A 16,226-nucleotide genomic window follows, 5' to 3' on the forward strand; every position below is an offset into this window, starting at 1 on the left:
AAGCCGGAAGCGCCACGGGCACTTCCGGCTTTTTTAGCCGAAGCAGGTAGGGTTATTCCACCACTATCGTCCGGGTCATAGCCGAACCGGCTACTTCCAGGCGCAGGGTGTACAGACCGCGGCTCAAGCCCTCGATAACGAGCTGCTGTTCGGCAGCACCGTTGCGGATGGTCACCGGTTGCTTGCGCACCACCTGGCCCAGCGAGTTGATCAGCTGTGCCTGGCCGTTTTGGGCTGCGCCCGCGCCGTTCAGGCGCAGCGTCAGCGTACCACCGTGGGCCGGGTTCGGGAATACCGACAGCTCGCTGCCCGCCAGGGCGTTGTGCGCAGCCGTGCTGGCCGAGCCGATAACGAAGGCACCTTGCGTGTCGTTGGTACCGTAGCCCGACACCGCAATGTAGTACGTCTGACCACCGGTAAGGCCCGTGAAGACCTGCGGACCCGCAGAGGTGTTGGCCGCGCCGCCGGTGCGGCAATCCACCTGCACGAACGACGTCGAGCAGCTAGCCGCCGTGAACAGGCGGATCATGCCTGCCGGAGCACCCGACAAGCTAACGTTCAGGGAAGTCTGACCGGCCGGCAGCGCTACGCGGAACCACACGTCTTTCGGCGAGAGGGAGGGCGAGCAGGCCGGCAGCAGGTTGGCCAGGCCACCCACCGTTGACGTCAGCGAGCCAGCGTTGGTGCTCTGCGTTACGGGGAGCTGACCGTTGCTGTTGACGGTTAGCGTCACCGCGCCGCAGGGGTCGTCGTTGGCCGGAGCACCCATCATGGTCTGGAAGCAGGTTTCGGCCGTGGCCGTGCTGTTGCCCAGCGCGGCGCCGCAGTTTTTCGTCACGGTGAAGCAGTACTCCGTGTTGGGCTGCAGGTTGCTCAGCGTGGTCGTGGCCGCCGTCAGACCGCTCACGGTGGTGCTGCCCGAGCCATTGCGCACGCGGTACACCACCGAGAAGGTTTCACCTGCCCCCAGGGCCCCGGCCCAGGTGAGCGTCGCCGAGTTAGCGGTGATGGTGGTCGTGGCCGGCAAGGTGGGGGTAGCGCAGCTGCCCGCTCCCGGCTTCACGCACAGCGTGAATACAGCCTGCGCCACTGGAATAGTGGTGCTGGTATTGGCGTACACCCGGATGTAGTACTGCTGGCCGGCAGTGAGGTTGGTCACGGTGCGAGCAGTGCCGTTACCCGACGACACCGTGGCGCAGGAAATGCTGGTCAGCGAGCCGCAAGCGCCGCTGAATACTTCCATTACGGCGCTGAACTGCGGCGTGAGCAGGATGTCCTGAGCGGAAGAAACGGCCGTAAACTTGTACCACACGTCATTGACCGGGGCGCTGCTCGAGCCGCAGTTGGCAGCCTGCGACTGCGTAGCGCCCGTGATGTAGCCGCTGGTGGGGCTGCAGGTCAGGGCGCTTTGCACCGTTATAGCGGTGGCGCACTCATCGTTGGTGGGCGGCGGCGGCGGCGACACCGAGCGCACGCAAATGGCAATGCGTCCCGAAGGCTGCGCGTTGTTGTACACCCACACGCGCACGTAAATCGTGCTGCCGGGCGTCAGGCCCGTGCGGTCGATGTAGGAGAAGGTACCGTTGGGCGAGTCGTCGTCGTCGCACTCAATGGACGTCAGGTTCCCGCAGGTGCCGGAGTAGATTTCCATGCCGGTATCGGTGATGGACGAGCCCCCTACCGAGTCGGTTTCAAACGTCAACGCGCCGTTGGCCGGCACCACTACGCTGAACCATACGTCGCCGCCCTGGTAGTTGGCGCAGGAAGGCGCCGGCACTCCCAAGGACGAGCTGGCCCCCGAAATGGTGAAGCGCGTACGCGTGGTGCAGGTGTTGCCGTTGGAAACCTGCAGCACCTGTGCCGAGGCGCAGTCATCGTTGGCGGGCGGCGGGGGCGAGGGCACCACGCACACCGTTACGCCACTGCTCGTCGCGCTGGGGGCCGTGTTGCTGTTGGCGTACACGCGCACGAAGTACTCCTGGTTGGCTACCAGGCCGCCTACGCGTAGGGTGCGCCCGGCAGTACCCGAGGTGAACGTGTTGCAGATGAGGCTGGTAGTAGCAGTGCAGCCCCCCGAGCGCACGTCAACCACCCCGCTGAACTGGCCAGTAACGGTAATGTCGTGCGACGTAGCGCTGGCCGTGAACCTAAACCATACGTCGTTGGCAATGGTCGTGCTGGTTGAGCCGCAGCTGCCCGTCGGGGCCAAGGTCTGCGTGGCGCCCAGCACCGTGCCCGTGGTAGGCGACGTGCATGCCGTCGTCACCGGCACGTTGATTGCGCCGGCACAATTGTCGTTGGCGGGCGGCGCCACCATGGTGGTAAAGGCGACGGGCCCCGTGCGGGTGCTGTTGCCGGCTGCGCTGCCGCACACCTGCGTTACGTAGGCTTGGTAAGCCGTGCTGGGCGTCAGGCCGGTGAGGGCGCGGCTCGTGCTGCCGGCCGTAGCCGTAACCACGGTGCCCTGACCAGGCTGGAAGCCGGTAGGACCGTATTCCACTGAGAAAGTACCACCGCCACCAACAACCGTCCAGTTGATGGTGGCCGTGTTGCTGCTGATACCCGAAACCGTAAGGTTACGCGGCGCCGGGCACGCCGCGGGCGGGGCCGGCACGAAAGCGTACACCTGACCCGTAGCCGGCTTGGTGGCAATGGTCGTGGTTTCGGTCGTCGAGCTCGTGGTGGGGGCGCTCGACGCGTTGCTCAGCGACAAGAACGAGCCGACGCCCGAGCCGGTACCCGTCAGGCCGATGGAGGCCGAAGGCGTAGCCGGCGCACCGGCTTCCTGCTGGTAGATGAACTCCACGCGGTTTGACGTCTCGTAGAGCTTTACCTGGAAGCTGATAACCGGAGCCGCGGCAGTGTAGCGCCACTTCCAGTTCTTCCACTCCATGGTGAAGACGCGGTTTGGCGCCGTACCGGTGGTGGTGTAGCTGGCTGTACCGCTGTCCCCATCCATGTCGTCCCACAAGGGCGCTACCAGCGGACGGGCATCGGCGTCTACGTTGTCGAGGTCATTGCCGAGGTAGCTGGAGCTCGGAGCCGTGGCAAAGGACAGCCAGCCGTTGGACGATATGCTCGCCTGGGTGTAGGGCGTGCCATCGAACACAAACGTGAAGCCTAGCTGAATGGGAGCGGACACCTCATCGTCGTCCTGAATGTCGGCGAGCGGCGTGCCACCGCTCAGGGGAACGTAAGTGCCCTGGCTGGGGGTCAACGTGTAGGTGTCGACCTGCGCCATGGCTGCCGAAGAGCCCAGGATAGACGCCACGGCTATTGCTGCCGCGCGGCGCCAGAGCTTCCCGGACCACCAACTGCGTAAAGTTTTTACCATAGAGTAAAAAGGGTGAAAGGATTGAAGGTGAAGAGGAAAAAAGGGTAAGAACGGATGGGTTTGCCAAGAAACATAAAAAAAAGACAGCAACGGAGGCCGTTGCTGTCTTTTCAATATTAGGCCGTTTTAATTATTCAACTACCACTTTCCGCACCAGCGTTTCAGTGCCCAAGGTGAGGCGCACCTGGTACAGCCCCCGGGCTAAGCCCGTAGTAGTCAGGCGCTGCTCCAGAGCGCCGTTACGCATGGTTGCGTGGCGCGTCAACACCACTTGGCCCAGTGCATTCAGCACTTCGCACTGCACGGCGCCCGGCTTGGCCCCGCTGATGCGCACGTTCAGCTCAGAGCCACCGGCCACCGGGTTCGGGAAGATGTCCACACGGCCACCCGCCAGCTCGTTGCGCATGGCGAGTACCTGGGCGCTGAAGGGGCCCTGCGTGTCGTTGGTGCCGTAGCCCGACATGGCCAGGTAGTACGTCCGGCCAGCCGTCAGGCCCGTGAACGAGAAGCCGCCCACTGCTTGGTTGGCACCGGCCGAAGCGCGGCAGTCCACCTGCGTAAACGCCGTTGAGCAGTTGTCGGCCGTGAACAGGCGTACCATGCCCACAGTGGGGCTGGGTATCACCGCGCTGAGGCTCGTCACGTTGGGCGGCAGGGTCACGGTGAACCACACGTCTTTCGGCGAGAGGGAGGGCGAGCAGGCCGGCAGCAGGGCCGCCAGGCCACCGCCGGTGCTGGTGGTAGCTCCCAGCGTCGTACCCGCAATGTTCAGCAGCTGCCCTTGTTGGCCCTGGGCCGTAACCAGCGCCGGAATGGCGGTGCACGGCTCGTCGTTGGAAGCCGCTGCCACGCCGGTGCTGAAGCAGGCCGAGCTGCTCCATGCGCTTTGGCCGTTCACCCCGCCGCAGTTCTGCCGCACGTAGAAGCAGTAGTTCGTGCTGGCGGTCAGGCCGGTCAGCGTAGCCGTCTGGCTGCTGATGCCGCTGATGATGGTGCCTTGGCCTTGGGTAAAGCCCTGCACGCCGTATTCAACAATGTACGTAGCACCGGTACCCTGCACCCCACCCCACGTCAGGGTGGCCGTCGAGCCGCTCACCGACGCGGCGGCCGGCAGCACCGGCGCCTGGCAGTTCGGCAGCAGCTGGGCACAAATGGCAAATGCCCCCTGCGCATCGGCACTGGCGTACCCCGACACGCGCACGTAGTAGGTCGTGGAAGGCGTCAGGTTGTTCAGGTCCAGGTTGGGGGCGGCCACGGTGCTGCTGGTAGCCGCGCACCCAATGCTGGTGAACGGCCCGGCCGCGCTGGCAGCCGAGAAGGCGCGCAGCTGGCTGGCCGGCGTGCCCGTTACGGTGATGCGCACAGCCGTGCTGGTCGGGCCCGTAGCTGCCGTCGTGAACTTGTACCACACGTCTTTGGGCGACGTGCCCGAGCCGCAGCCCCCGGCGTTGGTGTAGCCGTTGGCGGTGGTGGTGGTAGCGCCCACGTTGGTACCGCTTACCGGCGTGCAGGTGTTGTTCACGGTCAGCGCAATGGCGCCGGCCGGATCATCGTTGGTAATCTGCGTGTTGAACACCAACGGGCCACCGGCCGGCGAAGCCGTGCTGCCGCAGTTCTGCGTTACGTAGAACTGGTACGGGGTGCCGGGCGTGAGGCCCGTCAGCGTGGTAGAGGAGCCGGTAATACCGGTTACCTGCGTGCCCTGGCCCAGCGTGAAGCCGATGGGGCCGTATTCTACGGTGTGGGTGCCCGTGCCGCCGCTCACCCAGCTCAGCGTAGCCGTGGTCGAGGTGGTGGCGCTTACAGTCAGGCCGGCCGGCGACAGGCAGCCGGTAGCCGACTCCAGGCGCACGTTATCCAGGCCGATGTCGGTGACGCCGAAGTCACTGCGGCCGCGGAAGCGGATTACCGTCGTAGCCGAAGTGCTCGTGATGGGCAAGGCCTGATTCGTCCAGGTAGCCGCTTGATTGAGGCGCAGCAGGGTGCTGAAGGTCTGGCCGCCGTTAGTCGACAGCTGAATCGTCAGCGAGTCGAGGCCGCTCGTATTGATGAAGTCGAACGTTAGTCGCTTGTTGCCGGCCGCACTCAGGTCCGCAAACAGGTCCAGCGTGCCGACGGTGCCCGACGAAGCATTGTAGGTGTGGAAACGAGCCGAGCGGGAGCCTTGGCTGCTGATGGGCGTGTAAGCCCCCGACGCCGGACTAGCCCAGCCCCCGCCAGCACCGTCGTCGTCGCGGCGCCAGGAGGCGTCGGCGTCGGTGGCCGAGGGCGTCATGCGCCAGCTGTTGCTCGGCGCGTCGCGCGTTGCGCAGGCATTCACCCACGCCGCTTCGAAGTTCTCAATAACGGGCAGCGTGGCATAGCTAGGCCCGTTCACCACTACCTGCACGGCCGTAGCAGTAGCCGATTGGCCCGAGCACGTGAGCACGGCGCGGAACCAGGTGGTAGCCGTTACCGGCGCCGTGGTGTACGTAGAGCTGGTAGCCCCGGCAATGTCGGTGTACGTCGTGCCGTTGATAGAGCTCTGCCATTGATAGCTCATCCCGCTACCGAATGAAGCTCCCTGCAGCCCCAGCGTTACGGGCAAGGGTGCGCATATGCTCGTAGTGCTGGCAGTAGCGGTGCCGGCCGTGGGCGGCGCGGTGCAGGGCGCCGCTGGCGCAATAGTCACTATGTAGTCTTCGGTTTCGCCCGAGCCAAAGTTGGTGCAGGCATCGGCCGCGCCGTTGGGGTTGTTGTAGCTGCGGCTACGCACGCGCATGGCCGTCTGTCCCGCTACCGCACCCGTCGGCACTACAATGGCAACCGTAGCGGGTTGGCCGCCCGTGGAAGCCGTAGCTACCTGCGTCCACTCCGAGGCTTCGAACGTCCCGTTCTGGTTGAAGTCAACCCATACGGAGATGATGCCGGACTCAGGGGTCGTCACGCTCAGCTGATACGTTACGCCGGGGTTTAGCACGGCCGTGGTGCTACCGCTGGCCGGCCACTGTACGTAGCTATTGCCATTAACGGTGTTACAGGTCGTGTTGGGGTTGTTCAGCGTGGTATTGGCAATGGCAACGGCCGAAATGTTGGCGTTGCCCGAGCCGCAGAACCCACCCAGGCTCGCAGTGCAGTAGATCGGCATCGAGCTCGTCGTGAACTGGTTCACCACGCAGCCCGTAGCGGCCCCGTTGGGGTTGCGCGGCACGATCTGGTAGTAGTAAGTCGTGTTGGGGAGGAGCGTGCCGGCGGGCGTGTACGAAGTCCCGGTCTGGTTGCTGCTCACCAGGGGCGGCGTGGCTGCAGTGCCGAAGTATACGTCGTAGCCAGTGGCTACACCGCCACCGTTGGCCCAGGTCAGTGTCACCGGCCGAATGACGCCGGTAGCGTTGTTGGCCGGCGAGAAATTGGTAGCGCAGTTGGGTACCCCGGTCAGCACCTCAAGGTTGAGGTTATCCAGCCCGATGTCGGTGGTACCGAAGTCGGAGCGGGCCCGGAAGCGAATCACGGCCGTGGCCGAGCTCGAGCTGATGGATACGTACTTCGGCGTCCACGTGGCGGCTTGGTTGAGGCGCAGCAACGCCGGGCCGAAGGTTTGCCCGCCATCGGTCGACAGCTGAATCGTCAGCGAGTCGGCTCCGGTCGTGTTGATGTAGTCGAAGCTCAGAATCTTGTTGCCGGCCGCGCTCAGGTTCACGAACAGGTCCAAGGTGCCGATGGTACCCGACGACGCGTATCCGCTGTGAAAGCGGGCCGACCGGGCGCCCTGGCTGGCCGCCGGCGTGTACATATAAGAAGTAGCCGACGTCCAGTTAGCCGTGGCGCCTTCATCGTCGCGGCGCCAGGAGTTATTGCCGGTCCCGGGGGCATTACGCCAGTTGCCCGATGGTATGTCGTGCGTGCCGCAGCCATCTACCCAGGCGGTTTCGAAGCTCGTTGCCACGGGTAGCGTGGCGTAGGTCGGTGCACTCACTGTTACCTGCACGGCCGGCGTGGTAGCCGACTGGCCCGAACACGTAAGCACGGCGCGGACCCAAGTCGTAGCCATCAGCGTGGCCGCGTTGTACACCGGGCCGGTAGCGCCCGTAATATCCGTAAACGTGGTGCCGTTGGTGGAGCTCTGCCACTGGTAGCTCATGCCCGCGCCGTACGAGGCGCCCGGCAAGGTAAATGAGACGGGCGTGCCGCTGCAGACGCTGGTGCTCGAGGCCCGCACTGTGCCAGCCGTGGGTGGCGCCGTGCAAGCAGCGCCCGGCGTGTAGGTAACGCGTAGGGTGGGCCGGCGGTTGCCGTAGCTGCTAGCGGTTAGGCTGGTGGTCGGTGTCAGGGCAGTGCTGTTGGCATACCCAACGGCATAGCCGGTGGCTTCATTGGTCACGAAGTTTACTGCGCCCGTGGCTGTGCCCGTCTGCACCCAGTCGGTGAGCAGCAGCAGGTTGCCGCCGGTGTACACGAACGGCTGGCTCAGCGTGACAGAGAAATACGTACCGGCTGCCCCCGTTACCGTTTGAGCGGCGGAGGTATACACCTGCGTGGCCGTGGCGCTAACGGCCGACCACGTCTGGGTGGTGCCGAGCGAGGATACCGTGGAGTTTTCCAGCCATACGGTAAAAGTATTGCTGCCCGTCACCTCGCCCGCGTCGGATTTCAGCCAGGCCAGCTGCGTAATCACCGACCCCGGCGCCAAGCCCAGATCGGCCGGCGTGTACAGGTGCGCGTAACGCGAAAAATTGAAGGTCGACGTGGCCGACGAGCGGTAAAGCGGGCCATAGTAGTACGAGCTCGTGGCCGGCGACACGACCGGCACTACCGCCGAGCCGATGGCCACGGTTTGAGCCCAGGCGCTGGCAGCGGCCATCCACATCAGGATGATTAGCCAGCAAAAACGTAGGCACGACCTGGGTGAAGGCGCGGGCCACATGCGTAAAGTTGTTCCCATGCAATGGGGGTTGGAGGGTGGATGAAAGGAATTTTTCTGCCTATAAAGCAAGGCAGGGCCTTAAAACTAATCTTGTTTATTGCACATTTAAAAGGATTTTGATGAATGAATGTTTTTTTTCTGACTGACTCCCGATAATTAAAAGATGATAGAACATTTGCTTAATGCAATACAGGATTAGTCACAGATTTTGCTCGACAACTAACAATTGTCTTTATCTTACCGCGGCAAATATGTGTCACCCACCCAGGTCCATTGTTTCCCTCCAAACCCATCCTCTATGAAGCACACGTTACGCGCTTCCCTTCTCTTACTGGCTGTCTGGTGTCTGGCCCTCTTTGGGGCTCAGCAGGCTTACGCGTCGCACGCCCAGGGCGGGCAGCTGACGTATGAGTACCTGCGCACCAACGCCAATGGTACGCAGACGTACCGCATTACGGCGCGCTATTTCCGTGACTGTTCGGGCATTTCGGCCGAATCGTCGCTGCCCCTAGTTTGCCGGGTAGGCTCACCCACCACCTCGTGCAACAGCAATGATTCGCGCAACCTTACTGCCACGCTGGTGCGCGGCCAGCTTGTGTCAGGCACGCCTTACTGCTCAGCCGAGGCCGGTGCCAACCAGTGCAATTCCTCCAGCACCTTCCCCAACTACGAAACGGCCAAGTACACCGCCGACGTAGACCTGCCGCTGGCGCCGGAATGGACGCTGAGCGTGCAAATCAGCGCCCGCCCGTACATCGAAAACATCGGGGGCAACACCACCCTGCGCTTTGAAGCCACGCTGAACAACCAGTTGGCACTGGCCAACGGCCAGCAGCGCACCGTCACCAACACCTCGCCGCAGTACCAGGATCAGGATATTCCGATACCGTTCGTCTGCGTAAGCCAGACCACCACGCTGACCTTCTCGACCTTCGAGCCCGATGGTGACTCGCTGGTGTACTCGCTGGAGCGCCCCCTGGAAGGCTGCAACGTTTTCTCGACTTACGGCAGCATCTCCAGCCAGGGTGGCTACGTGCCCGCCCCGGAAGATTCGCCGACCAACCCCTGCGCCATTCGTCTGCCCTCGGGCACCACGAACTATTCGCCCACTTACCCCATCCCGTCGTACGCCACCACCGGCAGCTGCCCCATCAAGCAGGGCACGCCGTACTTCGCCTTCAACCCGCAGCTGGGCAGCATCACTTTCACGCCTTCGCAGTACTTCCCGAATACGCCGTCGGAAGATGGCAAAAACAAGTACTCGGTAGTAGGCAAAGTAACCGAGTACCGCCTCATCAACGGCCGCTACTACAAAGTAGGCTCGGTGCGCCGCGACATGCTCGTCATCATCATCAACTGCAGCGGCAACGGCGTGCCGAACGCCCCGGTAGCTACCGGCGTAACCCCCGGCGCCAACCCCACCATCGTCAACACGGCCGACTCGACGGTTATCAGCGTGTACTCCTGCAACTACTCGCAGGTACGCGTGCGCTTCACCGACCCGAACCCCCAGCAGCAGCTGACGGTATCCATACCCCAAACGTCGCTGAACTCGCTGGCTGACATCGTAGTACCGAACGGCTACGTGCTGTCGGGCAATGGCACCACCAGCCCCGTAGCAGCCTTCTACTTCCAGCCCTCGCCGCAGCTGGTGGGTACCACCATCCGCATCCCGGTGCGCATCGAAGACAACGCCTGCCCGATCAAAGGCGTGCAGAACCGTATCATCGTCGTTAAAGTGCTGCGCGGCAACTTTGCCACGGCAGTAGCCGCCGCCAACAACGCCAGCACGGACCCCATCATCTGCTACGGCACCTCCATTCAGCTGCGCGGCTCGGTAGTTCGTCCGGACTCGGTACGCAACGGCCTGCAGACCTACAGCTACACCTGGGCCGCCGCCAACGGCCTGAACCCCAGCGACGCGAACCGTCAGAACATAACTGTATCGCCGACGCAGACCACGCGCTACCGCCTGCGCATCGCGCCCACCACGGGTTACTCGCCCGGCCTGTGCGGCGACACCACCTCGATCCGCGTGCGCGTGGCTCCGCAAGTGCTGGCTGCTTTCCGCACCGACTCGGCTGCTGTTGCCAACGGCCGCTTCAACCGCCCCCCGCGCGTGTTCACCTTCGTGAACCAGTCGCGCGTGAACAACGTGCAGACGGCGCAGGGTATTGACTCCGTGCGCTGGACCTACCAGCGCGTAACCGATGGCAAAGGCCAGCCGGTAACCGAAAGTCCGGTTCGCTTCTCGGGCCGCTTCACGCCGAATGCCCTCACCCTGAGCCAGTCGGGCACTTACATCATCCGCCTCAGCGTAGCCAACACTACCCCGGGCGTGACCTGCCCCGCTTCGGTGGCAGCCTACAAAGTGTCCGTGCCCGATCTGACGGTGCCCAACATCTTTACGCCCAACAAAGACGGCATGAACGATACGTTTATCGTGCAGGCCGGTCAGGAAGGCAACAAGATGGAAATCTTCAACCGTTGGGGCCGCAAGATCAAGGAGTACGCCAACTACAAGAACGATTGGGACGGCGAAGGTCAGCCCGCCGGTGTGTACTACTACCAAATCACGGCCCAGGACGGCAAAGTGACCAAAGGCTGGGTGGAGCTGGTTCGCTAGTCTCGCTTCCCTCGCTACTGAAAAAGGCGCTGCTCGATGCAGCGCCTTTTTTATGCTCTTCCGGCTAACCTGGTCAGCCACGTCTGTAAAGAGAGCTTTCCGTCAAAACCTTTTGGGGCGGAATCAGTAATTAAGTAGGTTTAAATTTTTTTTTAGACCAGGCTAAATTACGTTCCTTTGCGCGAAGACTCTGACTTAATGATACCTACCAATACCAGCTCTCCGGTTCCGCCCGCGGTTGTGGAAGCGCCCGACGAACCCGGATGGCGTCAGCGCCGCATTGCGCCTTCCCTGGGGGATGTATACGCATCTATCCGCGTGCCGGGTCACGGCGCTTCGTTTTGGCGGAAGTTGCTAGCGTTTTGGGGGCCGGGCCTGATGGTAGCCGTGGGCTATATGGACCCCGGCAACTGGGCCACCGATCTGGCTGGTGGGGCCCGCTACGGCTACACGCTGCTCTCGGTGGTGCTGCTGTCCAACCTGTTTGCCATGCTGCTGCAGCATTTGGCGGCCAAGCTGGGCATAGTTACGGGGCGCGACCTGGCTCAGGCCTGCCGCGACCATTACTCCCGCCCGGTGGCCTTGGCCTTGTGGGTACTGTGCGAAATAGCCATTGCCGCCTGCGACTTGGCCGAAGTCATCGGCTCGGCCATTGCCCTAAACCTGCTGTTCGGCATTCCGCTGGCCGTGGGGGTGCTACTCACCATCCTGGATGTGCTGGTGGTGCTATACTTCCAGAACCGGGGCTTCCGGCTGATCGAAGGCCTTGTGGCTGGGCTGATTGCCGTTATTTTCGCCTGCTTCGCCTACGAAGTAATCGTGTCGCGGCCCGACTGGGCGGCGCTGGCGAAAGGGCTGGTGCCGCACACGGAAATTGTGACCAACCCCGGCATGCTCTACGTTGCCATCGGGATTCTGGGCGCCACCGTGATGCCGCACAACCTGTATCTGCACTCCAGCGTGGTGCAGACACGTGCTTTCGACCGCGACGAACCGGGCAAACGCATGGCCGTGAAGTTTGCTACCATCGACTCGACGGTGGCGCTGTTTTTGGCCTTCTTCGTCAATGCGGCCATTCTGGTGCTGTCGGCGGCGGCCTTTCACCGCATCGGCCGCCACGACGTAGCCGACATCAACCAAGCCCACGAGCTGCTGACGCCGGTACTCGGGGCCGGAGCCGCCAGCATGCTGTTTGCCGTAGCACTACTAGCATCGGGCCAGAACTCTACCCTGACGGGTACGCTGGCGGGCCAAATCGTGATGGAGGGTTTTCTGAACCTGAAGCTCAAACCCTGGGTGCGCCGGCTGATTACGCGCCTGATTGCGGTGGTGCCGGCATTTGTGGTGACGCTCATCTACGGAGAGAAGGGCACCGGCGAGCTGCTGGTGCTGAGCCAGGTTATCCTGTCGCTGCAGCTCAGTTTTGCCGTGGTGCCCCTGGTCCTCTTCACGTCGGACCGCCGCAAAATGGGCATTTTCGTCAACCGCCCGTGGGTGAAAATCACTGCGTGGGCCGTAACGGTCATTATCGTTGCCCTGAACGGCTACCTACTGCTCCAAACGTTCGGGCTCTAACTCAGAAGCGGTGTGCGCTGGTCGTACGCCGCTTTTTTGTGGCCATTTTCAGATTTAGACCCGTCTAAATAAAAATACCTAATCCGACTAAACCATGCGCCTAAGCTTACTCTTGTTTCTCTTCCTGTGGATGATACGTGCCGCCGCCCAAACGCCGACCGGCAGCTTGCACGGCTCGGTGCGCGCCGGCGGGCAGCCCGTGCCTTTTGCCAGCGTTGGGCTGAAAGGCACCACCATAGGCACCACGGCGAATGAACACGGCAGCTTTGCCCTGGCGAAGATTCCAGCGGGTACGCATCAACTGGTCGTTACGGCGCTGGGGTACCGCCCGGCCGAGCAAACGGTGGAAATCAGAGCTGACCAGGCCACGCACCAGCTGGTGCTGCTGGTGCCGGCCAGCAGTGAGCTAGCCGACGTGGTCGTGAGCGGCACGCTCGGGGAAGTGGTGAAAAGCGAGTCGCCGGTACCAGTGGAGCTGTACACGCCGAAGTATTTCCAGAAGAACCCTGCTCCCAGCCTGTTTGAGAACCTAGCGCTGGTGAACGGAGTACGCCCGCAGCTGAACTGCAGCGTGTGCAACACCGGCGACATCCACATCAACGGGCTGGAAGGGCCCTACACCATGGTGCTGATCGACGGCATGCCCATTGTGTCGGCGCTGAGCACAGTGTACGGGCTAAGCGGCATCCCCAATAGCATGGTAGAGCGCATCGAGGTAGTAAAGGGGCCGGCCTCCACGTTGTACGGCTCGGAAGCGGTGGGCGGGCTGATCAACGTCATTACCAAAAGCCCGCAGAAAGCGCCGCCGCTGAGCGTGGATGTGTTCGGCACCTCCTTTGGCGAGCTGAACCTGGACGCCGGTACCCGGGCCCGATTCGGCAAAGCCACCACCCTGTTGACTACCAACGTCTTCGGCTACGACCGGCACCGCGATGTAAATCTCGACGGCTTTACCGACGTGCCCACGCAGCAGCGCGTGTCGGTGTTTAACAAGTGGAGCCTGGAGCGGCCCGACAACCGGCCTGCGACGCTGGCGGCCCGCTACTATTACGAGGACCGGTTTGGCGGGCAGCTGGGCTGGCGGCCCGAGTTTCGGGGCACCGACAGCGTGTACGGGGAGAGTATTTACACCAACCGCTACGAGCTGCTGGGCCAATATCAGCTGCCGGTGAAGCGGGAAAAGCTGCTGCTCAGCGGCTCCTACAACCGCCACCAGCAGAATTCGGCCTACGGCCTCACCCGCTACCAAGCCACCCAGCACGTGGGCTTCGGGCAGCTCACGTGGAACAAACCGCTTAGCATCCGGCACCAGCTGTTGCTGGGCACGGCCTACCGCTACACCTGGTACGACGACAACAGCCCCGCTACGGCCGAAGGCGCCGGCGAAACCCTCCGCAACCGCCCCGACCAGGTACGCCTGCCGGGCGTGTTCGGGCAGGACGAGTGGCGCCTGACTGAGCACACGACGCTGCTCACCGGCCTGCGCCTCGACCACGACCCGCGCCACGGGCTGGTGCCCTCGGGCCGCGCCAATTACAAGTGGGGCACCGACGACAACCGCCGTGTGGTGCGCCTGGGCGTAGGCAACGGCTTTCGGGTGGTGAACCTGTTTACCGAGGACCACGCCGCCCTGACCGGCGCCCGCAGGGTGATAGTGGCCGAGCAGCTACGTCCCGAACGCTCCTGGAACGGTACCCTGAACTTTACGCAGCAACTAGGGCCCGACGCCCGGCCGCTGGTGCTGGATGCCAGCCTGTTCTGGACCTATTTCACCAACAAAATCACACCGGACTACGACACCGACCCTAACCAGATAATCTACCGCAACCTGCGCGGCTACGCCGTGTCGCGCGGACTGACGCTGAATGTGGATTGGACGCTGACTTCGGCCCTGAAGCTCATCGGGGGCGTGACGCTGCTGGACGTATTCCGCCGTGAGCCCGCGCGTCCGGAGCGCCTTCGGCAGGTGCAAACGCCGGGTTTCTCGGGCACCTTCGCGGCTTCTTATTCCTGGCCGCGCTGGGGCCTTTCCGTGGACTACACCGGCCTCGTCACCGGCCCCATGCACCTGCCCGTGCAGCCCAATGATTACCGACCGGCCCGCTCGCCGTGGTACTCGCTGCAAAACCTACAGCTGACCAAGCAGTTGAGCAAGCACCTCGAAGCGTACGGCGGCGTAAAAAATCTGCTCAACTTCCTGCCGCGCCACGTACTGATGCGCCCCTTCGACCCCTTCGACAAGCGCATAAACCAGGATAATCCCAACGGCTACAGCTTTGACACCGAGTATAACTACGCACCAGTACAAGGACGGCGCGGCTTTCTAGGCGTCCGCTACGTGCTATAAATACGGATTTGGGCAGCCGACCAGCCCCTGACACATCCGTAAGCCCGGCCGTGCGTATGCGGGGAAGAATCCCATTCCCCCTCCCCCATGTACCGTTTTCTTAGCCTCGCCGCGCTCCTGCTCTGGGGTGCCGCCGGGCAAGCGCAGTCAGGCGGCTCCTCGCCCTACGACTCGGCGCATTTCTCCCTATTCAAGCCCGTACCGCGCAATCAATTGCGCGAGCTGCGGCCCGACCGCCCCGGCGTCACCGAAAGCCCGTTTACGGTGGATGCCGGCCACTTTCAGCTCGAAACCGATGGCATCCGCCTCGTCAACCGCCGCGACGCCGACCAGCGCGAACGGGAGTGGCACGCGGCCTACGCCATGGCCAAGCTGGGCCTAAGCCGGCGCACCGACATACAGTTGGAAGTGCCCTTTTTCTCGGCGCAGAAGCAGCGCCAGGCCGATGACCCGAACTGGGAGCGGCACCGCGGCTTCGGCGACGTAGCCGTGCGCCTGAAGCACAACTTCATCGGCGACGACGAAGAATGCCCCGTGGCCCTTGGCACGGTGGGCTGGGTGCGGCTGCCCACCGGCGGCCAGGCCGGCGACGGCGGCGTGGAAGGCGGGCTGATCGTACCCGTCGACGTGAACCTGGGCCACCACTGGGACTTCGAGGCGCAGCTGGAGGGCAAGCTGAACTACGACCGGGAGTCGAGCAGCCACTACTTGGGCGTGGTGCCCTCTGCCGCCCTGGAACACGATTTCAACGACACGTTTTCGTTGATGGTGGAAGGCGTTACGCGCTGGGACGCGCAGCATTGGGGTTGGCGCAGCTCGGTAAACGTGGCGCCCATCATCAACGTCACCGACAACCTGCAATTCGACCTGGGCGCCCACCTGGCGCTGAACCGCGAAACCGACCGGGAATTCTTCGTTGGATTTACGTACCGGCGCTAACCGCTGGGGCGCAAAAAAGGCGGCCGAACCAGTTGGTTCGGCCGCCTTTCTTTATTAATGGAGCTACCACCTTAGTGACGGCCCATATCGGTCATGAGCGAGCCAGTGCGCGGACGCTCGTTGGCGTGGGAGCCCACGCCTTTCCAGTCGGTCATCAGCCACGAGAGCAGGAAGAAGATACCCGAACCCACGAACAGGTTACGAGCAACGGGCTCCTCATCGGAGAAGCCAAACAGGAAGGGCAGTACGATAAATACCAAGCCGCTAACCAGTTCGAAGCCGCCGTGCAGCGGAAACGGAATCATGCGCATAAAGCCCAGCGGATAGTCCGTCATCAGGGCAATGAGCAGGTAACCCGCAGCCAGCACGTAGAAGGCGGTCGAGTACGGGTGTTGAAGGTCGAAAAGCGTCGGCGCGAGGGCGAAAAAAGCTACAGTGATGTAATCGAGCACGCCGTGGGCGGATGGAGACAGGATTTTCATGGTGTTCAGTGTGTAGTTGG

General features: G+C 63.0%; 7 protein-coding genes. 4 read left to right on the plus strand and 3 right to left on the minus strand.

The window, feature by feature from the left end; genetic code table 11:
• Positions 1-52: 52 nt before the first annotated feature.
• Entirely contained in the window at positions 53-3,334 is a 3,282-nt protein-coding gene (locus B0919_RS00245) for a fibronectin type III domain-containing protein (protein WP_078010188.1), read from the minus strand.
• Between the two features lie 130 nt (positions 3,335-3,464).
• Entirely contained in the window at positions 3,465-8,174 is a 4,710-nt protein-coding gene (locus tag B0919_RS00250; protein ID WP_176132783.1) for a GEVED domain-containing protein, read from the minus strand.
• A gap of 361 nt (positions 8,175-8,535) precedes the next feature.
• Here B0919_RS00250 and B0919_RS00255 point away from each other — a divergent pair, with 361 nt between their 5' ends.
• The 4 genes from B0919_RS00255 to B0919_RS00270 all read left to right on the plus strand — a co-directional run bounded on the left by B0919_RS00255 (position 8,536) and on the right by B0919_RS00270 (position 15,724).
• Positions 8,536-10,863: a gliding motility-associated C-terminal domain-containing protein gene (locus B0919_RS00255; protein WP_078010190.1), complete on the plus strand. Its 2,328-nt coding sequence runs from the start codon at positions 8,536-8,538 to the stop codon at positions 10,861-10,863.
• A gap of 198 nt (positions 10,864-11,061) precedes the next feature.
• Complete coding sequence (locus tag B0919_RS00260) at positions 11,062-12,438, plus strand: Nramp family divalent metal transporter (RefSeq protein ID WP_078010191.1); 1,377 nt, start codon at positions 11,062-11,064, stop codon at positions 12,436-12,438.
• 94 nt (positions 12,439-12,532) lie between these two features.
• Entirely contained in the window at positions 12,533-14,785 is a 2,253-nt protein-coding gene (locus B0919_RS00265; protein ID WP_078010192.1) for a TonB-dependent receptor, read from the plus strand.
• A gap of 87 nt (positions 14,786-14,872) precedes the next feature.
• Positions 14,873-15,724, plus strand: coding sequence for a transporter (locus tag B0919_RS00270; protein ID WP_078010193.1), 852 nt, complete (start codon positions 14,873-14,875; stop codon positions 15,722-15,724).
• Positions 15,725-15,795: 71 nt separating this feature from the next.
• On the opposite strand, the gene B0919_RS00275 is transcribed toward B0919_RS00270, so the two are convergent.
• On the minus strand, positions 15,796-16,206 hold the full coding sequence (locus B0919_RS00275; RefSeq protein ID WP_139361807.1) for a hypothetical protein: 411 nt from the start codon (positions 16,204-16,206) through the stop codon (positions 15,796-15,798).
• Between the last annotated feature and the right edge of the window lie 20 nt (positions 16,207-16,226).

Source organism: Hymenobacter sp. CRA2, assembly GCF_002007105.1.
Lineage (GTDB): Bacteria > Bacteroidota > Bacteroidia > Cytophagales > Hymenobacteraceae > Solirubrum.

Bases quoted from the DNA above. Each gene is read 5' to 3' on its own strand.
- B0919_RS00245 (WP_078010188.1), bottom strand. From the start codon at position 3,334: ATGGTAAAAACTTTACGCAGTTGGTGGTCCGGGAAGCTCTGGCGCCGC.
- B0919_RS00250 (WP_176132783.1), bottom strand. From the start codon at position 8,174: ATGGCCGCTGCCAGCGCCTGGGCTCAAACCGTGGCCATCGGCTCGGCG.
- B0919_RS00255 (WP_078010190.1), top strand. From the start codon at position 8,536: ATGAAGCACACGTTACGCGCTTCCCTTCTCTTACTGGCTGTCTGGTGT.
- B0919_RS00260 (WP_078010191.1), top strand. From the start codon at position 11,062: ATGATACCTACCAATACCAGCTCTCCGGTTCCGCCCGCGGTTGTGGAA.
- B0919_RS00265 (WP_078010192.1), top strand. From the start codon at position 12,533: ATGCGCCTAAGCTTACTCTTGTTTCTCTTCCTGTGGATGATACGTGCC.
- B0919_RS00270 (WP_078010193.1), top strand. From the start codon at position 14,873: ATGTACCGTTTTCTTAGCCTCGCCGCGCTCCTGCTCTGGGGTGCCGCC.
- B0919_RS00275 (WP_139361807.1), bottom strand. From the start codon at position 16,206: ATGAAAATCCTGTCTCCATCCGCCCACGGCGTGCTCGATTACATCACT.